This window comes from Neobacillus sp. C211 (genome assembly GCF_051842875.1).
Classification (GTDB): domain Bacteria; phylum Bacillota; class Bacilli; order Bacillales; family Cytobacillaceae; genus Neobacillus.
On sequence record NZ_JBPXRO010000012.1, the window covers coordinates 64,920 to 79,379 of the forward strand.

Below are 14,460 nucleotides of genomic sequence, written 5' to 3' on the forward strand. Positions count from 1 at the left end.
CCCTTTAATTTAATAGGAGCCCGATAAAAAGGGCTCCTGATATGGAACAAGTTCTCTGATTCCAGCGCCTAGCGGCGCTTCCGCTTTATAATGATTCGTGGAAAGTACGATTAATAACGTCTAATTGCTGTTCTTTTGTTAATTTAATAAAGTTTACTGCATAACCAGATACACGGATTGTTAATTGTGGATAAAGTTTTGGGTGTTCCATTGCATCAATTAATGTTTCTCTATTAAAGACGTTAACATTTAAGTGATGACCTGATTTGATAGCATATCCATCTAGGATGGATACTAGGTTACGCACTTGGCTTTCTTCTTCTTTACCTAAAGCTTTAGGCACGATTGAGAAGGTATTTGAAATTCCATCCATTGCATAGTTGTAAGGAAGTTTTGCCACAGAAGAAAGGGAAGCTAATGTTCCTTTTGTGTCACGTCCATGCATTGGGTTAGCACCTGGTGCAAATGGTTCTCCCATACGACGGCCATCAGGTGTGTTACCAGTTTTCTTACCATATACCACATTTGATGTAATCGTTAAGATTGAAAGTGTATGAACTGAGTCACGGTAAGTCTGGTGCTTGCGAAGCTTTTTCATAAAGGTTTTAAGAACTTCAACAGCAATCGCATCCACACGGTCATCGTTGTTTCCATATTTAGGGAAGTCTCCATTCGTTTCAAAATCAACCGCAAGACCATTTTCATCACGGATTACCTTAACTTCACCATATTTAATGGCACTAAGTGAATCTGCAACAACGGAAAGACCAGCAATACCAGTTGCTATCGTACGAAGGATCTTGCTGTCATGCAACGCCATTTCAATTCTTTCATAGCTGTACTTATCATGCATATAGTGAATTACATTTAACGTGTTAATATAAAGACCAGCAAGCCATTCCATCATAAGATCAAATTTTTGCATGACTTCTTCATAATTTAATACTTCAGAAGTAATTGGCTGATATTGTGGTCCAACTTGGATTTTTAATTTTTCATCAACACCGCCGTTAATGGAGTAAAGAAGTGCTTTTGCTAGGTTTGCACGAGCTCCGAAGAATTGCATTTGCTTACCAATTTCCATAGCGGATACACAGCAGGCAATTCCATAGTCATCGCCATATTCTGGACGCATAATATCATCGTTTTCATATTGAATGGAGCTAGTTTTGATTGACATTTTTGCACAATACTTTTTAAAGTTCTCAGGTAACTGCGGTGACCATAAAACCGTTAAGTTTGGTTCCGGTGCAGCACCTAAATTATCTAATGTATGAAGGAAACGGAAAGAGTTTTTCGTTACAAGAGAACGACCATCATTTGCCATACCGCCAATTGACTCAGTTACCCATGTAGGGTCACCGCTGAATAATTCATTATAATCTGGTGTCCGTGCAAATTTAACGAGACGAAGTTTCATAATAAAATGGTCAACAATTTCTTGTATAGCTTCTTCAGTTAATGTACCGTTTTGTAAGTCTCTTTCTACGTAAATATCTAAGAACGTTGATACACGACCAAGGCTCATCGCAGCACCATTTTGTTCCTTGATCGCTGCTAAGTAACCAAAATACACAAACTGGAATGCTTCAGCAGCATTTTTAGCAGGCTGGCTGATATCAAATCCATAGCTGTTTGCCATTTCCTTCAGTTCTTTTAACGCACGAATTTGTTCAGCGAGTTCCTCGCGAAGACGCATGTTATCTTCAGTCATTACTTTGCTTGTGTTCTTTTGATCCTTTTGCTTTTCTTGGATTAAGAAATCAACACCATAAAGGGCAACCCTACGGTAATCACCGATAATACGACCGCGGCCATATGCATCAGGAAGTCCGGTTATGATTGCAGCTTTACGTGCAAGCATCATTTCATCGGTATAGGCATCGAAGACACCTTGGTTGTGAGTTTTACGGAACTCAGTAAAGATTTTTTCAATTTCAGGGTTTAATTCGTAACCATAAGCCTCACAAGCTGCTTTCGCCATGCGAATGCCGCCAAATGGCTGCATAGAACGATTAAAAGGTTTATCAGTTTGTACACCAACTATTTTTTCAAGATTTTCATTAAGATATCCAGGACCATGAGAAGTGATAGTAGAAACGGTTTCTGTGTCCATATCCAATACTCCGCCATTTTCACGCTCTTGCTTTGTTAATTCCATTACTTGATCCCAAAGTTTAGTGGTTGCTTCAGTTGAACCAGCTAAGAACGAGTCATCTCCTTCAAAAGGAGTAAAGTTTTTTAGGATAAAATCGCGAACGTTAACTTCTTTTGACCATGCACCTTTGGTAAATCCATTCCATTGTTCCATCATATTTCACCTCATATTTTTTATAAAATCTATATAACAGTTTTTGTATTTACTTTATGAATTGAGTATAACAGATATATTGTGAAAAAAGGTACGCATATTAGTAACTAATTGTTAAGGTTTTGTGAAGTCTTATTTAAAGGGATATTTTTCATTATCCTAGGCTGATTAGTTCTGACATTTAGATTGTAAAATATAAACTGTACTATAATTATTAATGATAATAGATAAACTGTTATATAGAAAAAATCCAATAATAACAAGGTGTTAATGGTATTAATTAATAAAACAGAACTACAATTGGAATAAAAAAAGCAGGAGAAAGATCTCCTGCGTTAATCTACCACAATATAAGCAATCATTGGGCCATTTCGGGAACGGTCTGAATGAACCTCACAAATCAAACGATAGGTTCCCTCTTTTTCAAACTGGAGCGGAACAATGGTTTCTTCTCCTTTTTTCACTATCCCTTTTATTTTTGTTCCTTCTATATAAAAAGGATGCTCTTCACCGTTAATTCCATTAATAAATAACCTTACTTTTTCATTTTTTTCTAAGAAAACTGTACCAGGATCCCAGCGGTAAGCCTCCATTTCTTTTCCGTTTTTCATTTTTGTACTGAATTCCGCAGTGACCATATGAATTTCACGGATATTTGCTTTTCCTTGCTGATTAAAGACAGTTGTATCTCCAGCTTTTAACATGAACCATGCCGATAGCGAAACAAGTACAACACCAATAGCTACAAAAAATAGTAGTGTTTCTTTTTTAAATACTACAAATTTCATTTGCTTCCCCCTCGTATATTTGTCCTACTTTATTCATATGCCTATTAGGTGAGTAAACTTGTCTCTTTTTTATTATTTTTGTACTCCTTTTGATAAATAAATCTCTTTACTCTTCTTCCTCTATCGTGGTTGAACATTTAAAAAAATGTCTACAATGAGTATTAATATCCAGCAATGTGATGAAATATTTCTTTGTTTTTCCTATAGAAAAGTTTATAGTAAAATCAGGAATTAAAGAGCACTTGCGGAGACTAGGTTGAATTAGCTGAAAAATTAGGTGGTTAGCTTGTTGGGGATTCGAAAAGAAAAGATTTTAAAAATCGCTAAATTTATTTTCCCGTTGTTACTGTTAATCTTTGCAATTATTGAAATAAAAAAATTCACCCAAAACTTAAATATGCAGTTATTGAAGGATGAACTAAATCATCTTAATATCGGACTTCTTCTATTAATAATAGCAATCACCTTTGTCGCAGTTTTACCAATGTTGCTATATGATGTGATATTAGTCAGGATATTAAAATTGAAAGTCCCAATTCGGGATCTTTTGGAACAATCATTCATTGCGAATTCCTTTTCAAATTTAATCGGCTTCGGTGGATTAATAGGGGGAATGTTAAGGACGTACTTCTTTCATAAGCTCGAACAGGACAAGCGAAGGCTTTTGGGGGTTATTGCTTCTGTATCCTTATTTTATTTAACTGGGGTATCAGTTTTATCATGGATCGTTATTATAAAACATCGAAATTTTCCACTATTTGTTGATACAAGATGGCTCTATTTTGCAGTTCTTGGGGTCGGTTTATACTTACCGCTTTTTATAATCATCCATATGATTAAGTCAAATAAGGGCAGTCAGTCACTATTAAGTAAAAATATTACTTTGAAGCTTATCTTGGTTTCAATTATCGAATGGCTCGCGGTATTTTTTGCAATTTTGATCTTATGCAGGATTTTAGGGATTTCAATTACTGCAGACAGTCTATTTCCTGTCTATATTGTAGCTGCTTGTGCAGGCATCATTAGTATGATTCCAGGAGGGCTAGGGTCCTTTGATTTAGTGTTTATTTGGGGGATGCAAGAGTTATTTATTCCCGAAGAAAAAGTGCTTGTTTTGCTTTTATTTTACCGGATTGGGTATTATTTTTTACCATTCCTTTTAAGCCTTGTATTCTTTGTTAAGCTTTATTGGGAAAAATGGAACCAAACCTGGAATGATCTTCCTAAAGCTGTTATCCAAGGATTTAGTCATGTCTTGTTAACGATGCTTGTTTTTTTATCAGGTTTAATCTTGCTTTTATCTGCAAGTATCCCTGGAATTATGTCCAGACTAAAGGTAGCCCAGGAGCTTTTATCGTTTCCAATCATTAACGTATCACACCAATTATCGGTGGCTGCAGGGTTTTTGTTACTAGGATTATCTCGAGGAATTGAATATAGTGTGAAGAGAGCGTATGAGTTAACAATGTTCGCTCTAATTCTAGCGGCATTATTCTCTATTTTTAAAGGGATTGATTATGAGGAAGCGATATTTTTAATTATCGTCGCCCTTTTACTTAGGATGTCAAAAGGTCAATTTTATCGTGAGAGTTATGTACTGACTTGGGGAAAAACGATCTTTGATATTACGATTATTCTAATGATTACTGCAATGTATCTCTTAATAGGGTATGCAAACCTGCCGATCTCAAAAATAGAAATCCCTTCCAAGCTTTTGCCTTATGTTATTGTCGATTATCGGGATTTATTTACGAGTGCTGTTATAGGACTTGTCATTGCTTTATTAATACTTATGTTTGGCTATTTAATCAGCTTGCCTAAAAAGTGGTCATTGGAGAGGTCCAATGGTCGAGATAAAGAAATTATTGCACATTTAACCAAGTATCATGGAAAGGTACTTTCCCATTTAATTTTTTTACATGACAAATTAATCTTTTGGAACAGTAAAAAGAATGTTTTATTATCCTATCAACAATATGCAGACAAGTTAGTTATTCTCGGCGACCCGATTGGGGAAAAAAACGAATTATCAAATGCAATTGAGGAATTTCAAGAAATAGCCGATTTACATGGTTTTACTCCTGTTTTTTATCAGGTAAGTGACGATATGCTTCCGTATCTCCACGGCCATGGCTTTGCTTTTTTTAAATTGGGTGAAGAGGCGTTTGTTGATCTGAAGAATTTTTCCCTTTCAGGAAACAAAATGAAGGGCTTACGGACATTAAGAAATAAATTTGCTCGAGCAAACTATTCTTTTGAAGTAGTTGGTCCTCCATTTTCACCAGGGCTGGTGGAAGAACTTAGAGAAATTTCTAATGAGTGGCTTCTAGGGCGAACTGAGAAGGGTTTTTCTTTGGGGTTCTTTGATGAAGAATATTTAAATAAGGCGCCGATTGCCATTTTAAAAGATGAAAATATGCAAACACTTGGCTTTATGAGCATTATGTATGTTTACGATGACTATCAGACGATATCTGTTGATTTAATGAGATTTAGACCCAAAGTATCATCCGGTACTGTTGATTATCTCTTCCTCTGTTTATTTGATTGGGCAAAGGAACAAGGGTACGGCCGCTTTAATATGGGGATGGCCCCACTTGCGAATGTAGGATTATCAAGGTTTTCTTTTCTAGGCGAGAAAATTGCTGCGCAAATTTTCCTGCACGGACACTTTATTTATCATTTCCAAGGTCTGAGAAAATTCAAGCAGAAATATACAAACATTTGGGAGCCTAAATACTTGGCTTATCGCAGAAAATCATCATTACCATTAATAATGGCTCAAATAACTTTATTGATATCAAAAAAAAGAAATTAGAACTATTACCGGTTGGAGTTACCTGCCGGATTTTCTTTTTCCTATAGTTGAACTTTAATTTATAATTTCTATTTTGAAACTATTATTTTGCAAAACTATCTGGTAATATTAATTAGGAAATAATGTAAAAGTTGGGTGTTATCTATTGAAAAAGTTTATATCGGTAATTATTTTTATCCTACTTATTTGTTCTAACCATTTGAACACCTTTGCAGCAATAAATGGTCCGATAGAACTGAAAAGTAAGGGGGCTGTTCTGTTAGATTCAGATACAGGTGCTATTCTCTTTGCGAAAAATGCCAATCAAAGAATGTACCCTGCAAGTCTAACGAAAATAGCAACTGCAATCTATGCAATTGAAAAGGGAAACTTGGACAGTATCGTAACTGTTAGTGGTAATGCAGTTAGACAAGATGGAACAAGGGTATATTTAGATGAAGGGGAAAAGATCCCTTTAAAGAAATTGATCCAAGGCATGCTAATTAATTCCGGAAATGATGCAGCTGTAGCAATTGCGGAACATTTAGATGGAAGTGTCGAACAGTTTGCTGTTCATTTGAATGGGTATTTAAAATCAACGATTGGTGTCAAGAACACCCATTTTATCAATCCCAACGGTTTGTTTGATAAAAACCACTATACGACAGCAATGGATTTAGCAATAATAACTAATTATGCAATTAAGAATCCTATTTTTGCTGACATCTTTGGAACAAAAGTCCTCAAATGGGAGGGGCAATCTTGGAAAACGAATATCCTAACCCATCACCGTATGCTTAAAGGAGAGTTAGCTTATCCAGGAATAACTGGCGGCAAAACAGGGTATACAAGTGAGGCAAAACAAACTCTAGCTACTACAGCTAGAAATGCCAAATTAGGGTTGACAGCAGTCGTTTTAAATTCTGAACTACAAAGAGAGAAATATGATGATACAGCTCGCTTGTTTGATTATGGTTTTAAGAACTTTCAGCATTCAATATTAAAGAAAGGTGAGATTTTTAAAAAGAATAATAAAGAATTTTGTCCTGAAATGGATACCTTAGTAACAGAGGCTATTAATGGATCTACTAAAGAGGTAAATAGTGAGGGAAAACTTTCGATAAAAAATAATAACGGACAAGTTGTCCAGTTAGTAACACTAAAATATATGGAGCCAATTCCTGAGAAGGTTTCCGCTAAAAGTGAAAAAATTAGTGTGAAGAAACAACAGGTTTCCCATTTTAATGCGATATTTGGGATAGTAATTATCGCATTTGCCGGAATTTTTATTGGTGTTAGGAAGAAATTTATTAAAAAGTACTAGTTCTACTATTAAAGCCATGAAAAGGATGAAACCTTTTCATGGCTATTTTTGTGTTACATTGGTAGCAAGTAACATTAAGGATGAGATAATAATCATCGATATGACAAGGAGCCAGGCTAATTTCATGTTCCCAGATTCCATGGCTATATAAATGGCGGTGGGAGCAGTTTGTGTTTTTCCGGGAATATTTCCGGCGAACATGAAGGTTGCTCCGAATTCACCTAGTGCTCTTGCAAAACTAAGAATAAGGCCCGTAATAATTGATCTTGTAGATAATGGCAGGGTTACAAGTAAAAATACATTCAGTTCGTTTGCACCATCAACTCTTGCTGCTTCTTCTATTCCCTTATCAACAGATTGAAAACCAATCTTTACCGTTTGGTACATTAAGGGAAAAGCAACAATGGTTGAAGCAATCACTGCAGCAGAAGGTGTAAACATAATGGAACTATCAAATAGTTTATTTATTATTGATCCAACCGGACTATTCCCACCAAAAAAGAATATCAGTAAAAATCCGATCACTGTAGGGGGCAATACGATAGGAAGCAAAAGAATAATTTCAATGAGCATTTTTCCCCTAAAGAGTCCTTTTGATAGTAATCTAGCAAAAAAGATTCCAAACACAAACACCAAGGTAACAGAAATAGACGCAACCTTTAGCGATAAAATAATGGGGGACCAGAATTCACTTTGCATCAAAAAGATCAATCCAATACTTTAAAACCATATTTTTTAAATATCGCTCGTGCCGTTGGAGTTTGTAAATAATCATAAAATAGGGAAACCTCTTTCTTTTTAACAGATGACTTTATTATACCTGCAGAATAAATAATTGGTTCGTGAGATTGTTCATCAGCGACAGTAACAACCTTTACTTTATCAGAACCTTTCAGATCTGTCATATAGACGATACCAGCATCAACACTATTTGTCTCTACATAGGTAAGTACTTGGCGAACATCTTTTGTTTGAATTATTTTTGATTGTAATCTGTCCCAAATATCGAGTTTCTGCAGTGTTTGTTTTGCATACATTCCTGCTGGTACAGTTGCAGGAGTCCCTATGGCCACTTTCTTTATACCGCTTTTATTCAAATCTTTAAAATTGGTTAACGGTGCTGGTTTGCTTTTATTTGTAATTAATACGATTTGGTTGCTCAATAAATCCGTTTGTTTCTGTTCATCAATTAAGCCCTTTATTACTAGTTCTTCAAAATGATCTTTAGAGGCAGAGATGAAAATATCTGCTGGGGCCCCTTGAATAATTTGTTGTTTTAAAGCACCGGATCCTCCAAGGTTATATAGTATAGCAATTTGTTTATTTGTTTTTTCAAATTGCCTCTTAATTTCCATTAAAGCACTGTCAAGACTTACCGCTGCAGAAATTGTAATTTCAATTTTCTTAGCCTGCTTGATATCTTTTTCTGGAAGTTTAGTTGAACATGCGGGTAGAAACACCAAAATTACGATAAAAAACCATATCAAACCTTTTTTTTTCATGTAATTCGTCCTTTCAAACATCTTCATTTATAATCATTATAGCAAATTGATTTAATCATTAAAGAATAGAAACAAAAAAAAGACTAAAGTAAATCCTTTAGTCTTTGAAAAATAACCTGATTATTGTAGTCTACTTTCGACTTGTTGACATACTTCATCAGCAGACAGGCCGTTTGCGTCTATAACTGATCCTTTTGTAAAGGTATCCTGCATACCCATTACATTAGAATCTAGTCCTGTAACCACACAGCAATCACAATTCTGAGCATCCGACTCTTGCTTTAATTCGATCACATCATGTCCTTTTTCACGTAAAGCCTGTTGAACTTGTGCAAGAGATTGTTCCACACCAATTTTTGCCATACAAAACACCTCCTCCTCTAAATTATCTTGCCTAACTTTACCGTAATTATTCGGAATAAGTAGCTATAATCATCCAAAAACTAATAGGGGAGGTGTACAAAAATGGGAAAACGTAAAAAGGATCCATCGACAATCGGGTTGGCTTCCCCGCAAGTAGAAGGTCAGGGAACAACTACAACCGAAACAGGTTCACGGACTGAACCATCATCAAGAAGAAAACAGAAAAAAAGCTAATAAAACAGGCACCCACGTTACAAACCGTGGGTGCCGTCTAATTATTTATTGATACATCTGTGCAACTTGCTTCTGAATATCATCATTTTCAAGGTATTCATCATAGCTCATTTGCTTATCTACTAAGCCTTTTGGCGTTAATTCGAAAATTCGATTGGCGATTGTTTGGATAAATTGATGGTCATGGGACGCAAAAAGCAACGAACCCTTAAAGTTAATTAGACCATTATTAAGAGCCGTAATCGATTCTAAGTCTAGATGGTTAGTTGGTTCATCAAGAAGGAGGACATTCGCACCATTTAACATCATTTTAGAAAGCATACAGCGAACTTTTTCTCCCCCGGAAAGAACACTTGCTTTTTTCAGTACTTCTTCACCAGAGAAAAGCATTCTACCTAAAAATCCTCTTAAAAAGCTTTCGCTGTCATCTTTAGGTGAGAACTGACGAAGCCAATCGACAAGGTTTAAATCACTGTTCTCAAAATACTCGGAGTTATCCTTAGGGAAATAAGCCTGTGAAGTGGTAATACCCCATTTAAAGGTACCATTATCAGCTTCCATTTCACCCATTAGAATTTTAAACAGCACTGTCTTAGCTGCCTCATTTGTTCCGACAAGAGCGATTTTATCACCTTTATTGACGATAAAGCTAATGTTATCAAGAACTTTTACACCATCAATAGTTTTTGTTAAACCTTCGACTCGTAACAAATCATTCCCGATTTCACGATCTGGTGTAAATCCAACAAAAGGATACCGGCGAGATGAAGGTCTAATGTCATCAAGCGTAATCTTATCAAGTAGCTTCTTACGAGAAGTAGCCTGTTTTGATTTCGAGGCATTGGCACTAAAGCGTGCAATAAAGGCTTGTAATTCCTTGATTTTTTCTTCCTTCTTTTTATTAGCATCCGAAGTTAATCTTGAAGCTAACTGGCTTGATTCATACCAAAAATCATAGTTACCAACATAAACTTGAATTTTCCCGAAATCTAAATCGGCAATATGTGTACAAACCTTATTTAGAAAGTGACGGTCATGGGATACAACAATGACAGTATTTTCAAAGTTAATTAAGAAATCCTCGAGCCATTGAATTGCTTTGATATCTAAGTGGTTTGTAGGCTCATCGAGAAGTAAAACGTCTGGTCTGCCGAATAAAGCTTGTGCAAGCAGAACTTTTACTTTTTCTGACCCCGTGATCTCTGACATTTTCTTATAATGAAGATCTTCACCTATGCCTAGGCCTTTTAGAAGAATAGCAGCTTCTGGTTCCGCTTCCCATCCATTCAATTCAGCAAATTCACCCTCAAGCTCGGCGGCTTTCATACCATCTTCATCGGTGAAGTTTTCCTTCATATAGATTGCATCTTTTTCCTGCATCACTTGATAAAGTCTTGTATGTCCCATAATAACTGTCTTTAATACTTCGTATTCTTCATATTCAAAATGGTTTTGTTTTAACACAGCCATCCGCTCATTTGGTCCGAGCTGGACAGTTCCCGTTTGTGCTTCAATTTCACCAGATAGAATTTTTAAAAAGGTTGATTTTCCAGCACCATTTGCACCAATTAATCCGTAGCAATTACCAGGTGTAAATTTAATGTTTACATCCTCGAATAACTTCCGGTCTCCATACCTTAAACCTACGTTACTTACAGTAATCATATTTAAAACATCCTCCAAGAACAAAATATCTACTGATTATACCATTAAAATAGTAGAAGAGCGAATTCTTTCAGACGAAGTTCTTTTTAAAAGAAAAATTTTCTAAAAAAATTTCTCCGATTTCACACTTTATTCATATTTTTGTTGTAGAATTGGGATATGAAGCAAGTAAAAGAAGGTGTGAGAAATATGGCGAAGAATCAACTGACTGAACTCGTTAACAAGTTAAAAAAGGCCGGTATAAAAGCGAGTTTAACAAAACCAAAGTCTAATTACCTTTTGTCTTTACAGCAAATAAAAAAATACCCTTCATCCGTGAATTAAAGAAAAAAAGTAATAAAAAGCGATTAATCCCAAGTGGACTAATCGCTTTTTTGTTTAGTCTAATTTATCCATTACTGTGTCATAAACTTCTTTTTTATTAAAGTCTTTTCCCATTAGAAACTTGTCGATGTATTTATTGTTTTCATCAACCAGAAAGGTAAAGGTTGAATGGATGAATTGACCATTGCCAGGATCTTTAAATTGAAATTGCATCGCATCCGCAACCTTTTTCATTTCTTGGCGGTCCCTTTTTATGTTTTGCTTGTCTCCTGTTAAGAATAACCATTGTTTGTTATTCTCTATCTCAAACCCCTGCATATAACTAGTTAATATCTCGGGAGTATCTCGATATGGATCGATGGTAATTGTTAAAAATTCAATATCCTTACCAAAAACGCCAATCTTTTCAAAATCTTTTTTCAAGTCAATCATTTTTTCGGTGGTTGTTGGACAAATATCAGGACAATGAGTGTAGATGAATTCAACAAGCTTTAATTTGGTATGATCCTTACCAAAATTATATGATTCCCCGTTTTGGTCTATCAAGGTAACTTCTGCAGGTATTTTCGCATTTGCATCGCGAATGAGAAAGAAAGAAATTCCTGCTGCAATCCCAATAAACACAGTAAGACTGCATATTAAATAGATCTTTTTCATATGTATCCCTCCTACCATAAAGATAATGAAGTTATTCGAAAAAAGATATGGATATTTTGTGAACAAAAGTTAGTGCAAATTAAAAGTGATTCCTTTATACTGTAGTATTATTGATTATATTTTTAAAAAATTTAGAATATTGCCGATTGTACTTTTTTATTCCAGAGAAAAGGAGGGGGATTTAGTGAAAAAAGTACTGACTTTTTCTAGTCAAATATTGATATTAATTGTGATTTATCAGATTGGAAATCAAATTGTACGAATTCTTCATTTGCAAATACCAGGAAATGTTATAGGTATACTACTCCTTTTAGTTTTACTCTGGACAGGTGTAATAAAAGTCGAACAAATAGATGTAGCGTCCACATGGTTATTAAAACATTTAAGCTTTTTTTTCATTCCTATTGCCGTAGGATTAATGACATTGGGGCCAATCTTCATACATAAGGGCGTCATTATCTTATTTGTCCTTGTAACAAGTACTTTTATTGGACTTTTATCGGCAGGTAAAGCCACCCAATCAGTGATAATGAAAAAAGAAAAGGTGAAAGTGAATTATCATGATCACAGTTTATAGTATTTTCCTAACAATTGCTGTCTATAAACTATCTCGTGGGTTTGGCCAAAAGTATTCCTCCCCTTTAACGAGCCCAGTATTCCTAAGTACATTCATCATTATTATCCTGCTAGTAGGATCACATATTACTTATCGTGAATATATTCCTGCTAAAAAAATTATGACTTACCTGCTCGGGCCAGCAACAGTAGCCTTAGCAGTGCCAATCTATAAAAATCGGAATTTGATTGCAAAGTATAGAGTTGCTGCTTGTGTTGGACTTTTAATTGGGTCATTTACAACGATTACCACTGCCCTAGTTATTGCTAAATGCTTCTATTTCTCTAAAATGCTACTTCTTTCGTTAACGATAAAGTCAGTTACGGTCCCAGTTGCAACAGAAATAGGGAAAATAATAAAAGCTAACGTATCACTCATCGTTGCTTTTGTTATTCTTACTGGAATGATTGGAGCTATGTTTGGTCCAAAGCTTCTGACTATGTTTAAAATTCATCATCCTTTTGCTCGAGGCTTATCAATCGGGACGATAGCACATGGAATTGGCACAGCTGAAGCAGTCAAAGAGGGAGAAATCCAAGGAGCTGTTGCTGGAGCAGCAATGGGAATTGCCGCCTTATTAATTTCGTTTATCGTACCATATCTAATTCCTTATTTCATATAGAAAAACTAAAGCCTTCCATTTAACAGGAAGGCTTTAGTTTTTTCATAATTCAAATAGAAAAAATCTCTACTTTTCTTTTTTATTATCATGGTACATTTCTGCAAGTAGCTTCTTGACTTCATTATAACTTAAGCCTGATTGGCTATTTAACCTCTTAACTTCTTCGATATCCGTTCCAACAATTGTGTATTGGTTTTTATTTGTAAACATTATTTTTCCAACTCCTATGGAATTTATGGAAATGAAAAGCCACTTTTTTGTGCATACTAATAAAAAAGGAGGCGGTTCCCATTTTTTACGGTAAAAGAGCTAAAGAAGAAGAAATTGAAACAATCTTGGTTGATACTGAAATCTATTCTTGTATAGATGAAGCGTGTATAGGTTGGATGAGGAAAGATTTTGTGGCAGATGACTTACTCTGCCCAATGTGTGGCAATGAAATGTTACAGGAAATGAGAGAACTTCCGCAAATTTAAGAATTTATATATTTGTAAAGACTGTCATAGATAAATGACAGTCTTTTCTTATTCACCAAAATCAAAAAAATGTGTATCATATGCCTTTTTTGCTGCATCAGAGCTGCTAAAAAGTGCATCATCCTCTTCAAGGTCAAGAAATTTCTCATTAAGATATAACGCTAAGTTATCAGGGTTATTTGGATGTTGGACAATTTCGGCGGCTTTAATATTTGCGGCAGTTAGAAAAGTAGGATTCCGATAAATAATATAAACTTCATCACCCAGTTTAGCATTAGCTATATCAATCATCCCCATATAATTTAACCGCCTTTCTAAAGATTTTCATTTTGCTGTTGAATCTCATCTCCGCTAATTAACGTGTTGGCTTCTTCAAGATTTCTAAGTTTATCCACTGAATCACCTGAAACAGTTTTCGTACGACCAGCAAAAGTTTCTTTTAGAGGGTCTCTGGTTTGTTCTGTTCGAGAATCATCCTTTTTAAACATTCAATTCAACTCCTTATCTAAAGGGTTTGCTTCTCTAAAAAGGTTTATGCCTTCCTAATTCTCTCCAAAACGGAAATAAATTGAATACAGTAGATATCATTAATGAGTTAATATCAAAAAAACTCTCCAAAAATGGAGAGTTTTTTTGAACTATTCCTCTTTTTTAGCTAAACAGCGGTCACATTCCATAAAGTAACTTTCTGCTTGTTCCTCCATGTGCTGACCACACTCTGAACATTCCTTTTTTTGCAAAGTACGAAAAAACTCAACTGGACTCATTAACATAATAAAAA

At 35.2% G+C, this 14,460-nt stretch carries 17 protein-coding genes; 6 read left to right on the forward strand and 11 right to left on the reverse strand.

The annotated features are described in order from the left end of the window. Positions 1–85: 85 nt before the first annotated feature. Both pflB and ACSU6B_RS13160 read right to left on the reverse strand, forming a co-directional pair. On the reverse strand, positions 86–2,311 hold the full coding sequence (gene pflB / locus ACSU6B_RS13155) for a formate C-acetyltransferase (protein WP_410885941.1): 2,226 nt from the start codon (positions 2,309–2,311) through the stop codon (positions 86–88). A gap of 335 nt (positions 2,312–2,646) precedes the next feature. Next, positions 2,647–3,099 carry a cupredoxin domain-containing protein gene (locus ACSU6B_RS13160; protein WP_214998357.1) on the reverse strand — a complete coding sequence of 151 codons (453 nt, stop codon included), beginning with the start codon at positions 3,097–3,099 and terminating at the stop codon, positions 2,647–2,649. A 289-nt stretch (positions 3,100–3,388) separates the two neighbouring features. On the opposite strand from ACSU6B_RS13160, the gene mprF reads away from it, so the two are divergent. Both mprF and ACSU6B_RS13170 read left to right on the forward strand, forming a co-directional pair. Continuing rightward, positions 3,389–5,917, forward strand: a complete 2,529-nt coding sequence (gene mprF / locus ACSU6B_RS13165; protein WP_410885804.1) for a bifunctional lysylphosphatidylglycerol flippase/synthetase MprF — start codon at positions 3,389–3,391, stop codon at positions 5,915–5,917. A 145-nt stretch (positions 5,918–6,062) separates the two neighbouring features. Next, positions 6,063–7,220, forward strand: coding sequence for a D-alanyl-D-alanine carboxypeptidase family protein (locus tag ACSU6B_RS13170; protein ID WP_410885807.1), 1,158 nt, complete (start codon positions 6,063–6,065; stop codon positions 7,218–7,220). 42 nt (positions 7,221–7,262) lie between these two features. On the opposite strand, the gene modB is transcribed toward ACSU6B_RS13170, so the two are convergent. From modB to ACSU6B_RS13185, 3 genes are all read right to left on the reverse strand, one after another. After that, a complete protein-coding gene (modB, locus tag ACSU6B_RS13175) occupies positions 7,263–7,919 on the reverse strand; it encodes a molybdate ABC transporter permease subunit (protein ID WP_410885943.1) in 657 nt (218 codons plus the stop codon). An 8-nt stretch (positions 7,920–7,927) separates the two neighbouring features. Beyond that, positions 7,928–8,722 (reverse strand): molybdate ABC transporter substrate-binding protein, encoded by a 795-nt coding sequence (modA, locus tag ACSU6B_RS13180; RefSeq protein ID WP_410885809.1) that lies wholly within the window; start codon positions 8,720–8,722, stop codon positions 7,928–7,930. A gap of 120 nt (positions 8,723–8,842) precedes the next feature. After that, positions 8,843–9,085, reverse strand: coding sequence for a YkuS family protein (locus ACSU6B_RS13185; RefSeq protein ID WP_026563751.1), 243 nt, complete (start codon positions 9,083–9,085; stop codon positions 8,843–8,845). A 102-nt stretch (positions 9,086–9,187) separates the two neighbouring features. Between ACSU6B_RS13185 and ACSU6B_RS13190 the strand changes: the two genes are divergently transcribed. Further along, a complete protein-coding gene (locus tag ACSU6B_RS13190) occupies positions 9,188–9,319 on the forward strand; it encodes a YuzL family protein (protein WP_168244763.1) in 132 nt (43 codons plus the stop codon). 45 nt (positions 9,320–9,364) lie between these two features. On the opposite strand, the gene ACSU6B_RS13195 is transcribed toward ACSU6B_RS13190, so the two are convergent. Next, positions 9,365–10,984: an ABC-F family ATP-binding cassette domain-containing protein gene (locus tag ACSU6B_RS13195; RefSeq protein ID WP_410885811.1), complete on the reverse strand. Its 1,620-nt coding sequence runs from the start codon at positions 10,982–10,984 to the stop codon at positions 9,365–9,367. A gap of 378 nt (positions 10,985–11,362) precedes the next feature. Beyond that, positions 11,363–11,965: an SCO family protein gene (locus tag ACSU6B_RS13200; RefSeq protein WP_410885813.1), complete on the reverse strand. Its 603-nt coding sequence runs from the start codon at positions 11,963–11,965 to the stop codon at positions 11,363–11,365. A 184-nt stretch (positions 11,966–12,149) separates the two neighbouring features. Between ACSU6B_RS13200 and ACSU6B_RS13205 the strand changes: the two genes are divergently transcribed. Then, the gene (locus ACSU6B_RS13205) at positions 12,150–12,542 is read left to right on the forward strand and encodes a CidA/LrgA family protein (RefSeq protein WP_214998365.1); all 393 of its coding nucleotides are present in this window, start codon (positions 12,150–12,152) and stop codon (positions 12,540–12,542) included. Beyond that, a complete protein-coding gene (locus ACSU6B_RS13210; protein ID WP_214712620.1) occupies positions 12,526–13,203 on the forward strand; it encodes an LrgB family protein in 678 nt (225 codons plus the stop codon). The genes ACSU6B_RS13205 and ACSU6B_RS13210 overlap by 17 nt, the downstream gene beginning before the upstream one ends. 66 nt (positions 13,204–13,269) lie before the next feature. Here the strand turns inward: ACSU6B_RS13210 and ACSU6B_RS13215 are convergent, their stop codons facing one another. Beyond that, positions 13,270–13,413, reverse strand: coding sequence for a hypothetical protein (locus ACSU6B_RS13215; protein WP_410885815.1), 144 nt, complete (start codon positions 13,411–13,413; stop codon positions 13,270–13,272). A 47-nt stretch (positions 13,414–13,460) separates the two neighbouring features. On the opposite strand from ACSU6B_RS13215, the gene ACSU6B_RS13220 reads away from it, so the two are divergent. Further along, entirely contained in the window at positions 13,461–13,679 is a 219-nt protein-coding gene (locus ACSU6B_RS13220; protein ID WP_251032777.1) for a cold-inducible protein YdjO-related protein, read from the forward strand. A gap of 48 nt (positions 13,680–13,727) precedes the next feature. Here ACSU6B_RS13220 and ACSU6B_RS13225 read toward each other — a convergent pair whose 3' ends face one another. The 3 genes from ACSU6B_RS13225 to yhfH all read right to left on the reverse strand — a co-directional run bounded on the left by ACSU6B_RS13225 (position 13,728) and on the right by yhfH (position 14,452). Next, positions 13,728–13,976, reverse strand: coding sequence for a transcriptional regulator SplA domain-containing protein (locus ACSU6B_RS13225; RefSeq protein ID WP_410885818.1), 249 nt, complete (start codon positions 13,974–13,976; stop codon positions 13,728–13,730). 17 nt (positions 13,977–13,993) lie between these two features. Continuing rightward, the gene (locus ACSU6B_RS13230; RefSeq protein WP_214998369.1) at positions 13,994–14,167 is read right to left on the reverse strand and encodes a hypothetical protein; all 174 of its coding nucleotides are present in this window, start codon (positions 14,165–14,167) and stop codon (positions 13,994–13,996) included. A 150-nt stretch (positions 14,168–14,317) separates the two neighbouring features. Further along, the gene (gene yhfH / locus ACSU6B_RS13235) at positions 14,318–14,452 is read right to left on the reverse strand and encodes a protein YhfH (protein ID WP_088088609.1); all 135 of its coding nucleotides are present in this window, start codon (positions 14,450–14,452) and stop codon (positions 14,318–14,320) included. Between the last annotated feature and the right edge of the window lie 8 nt (positions 14,453–14,460).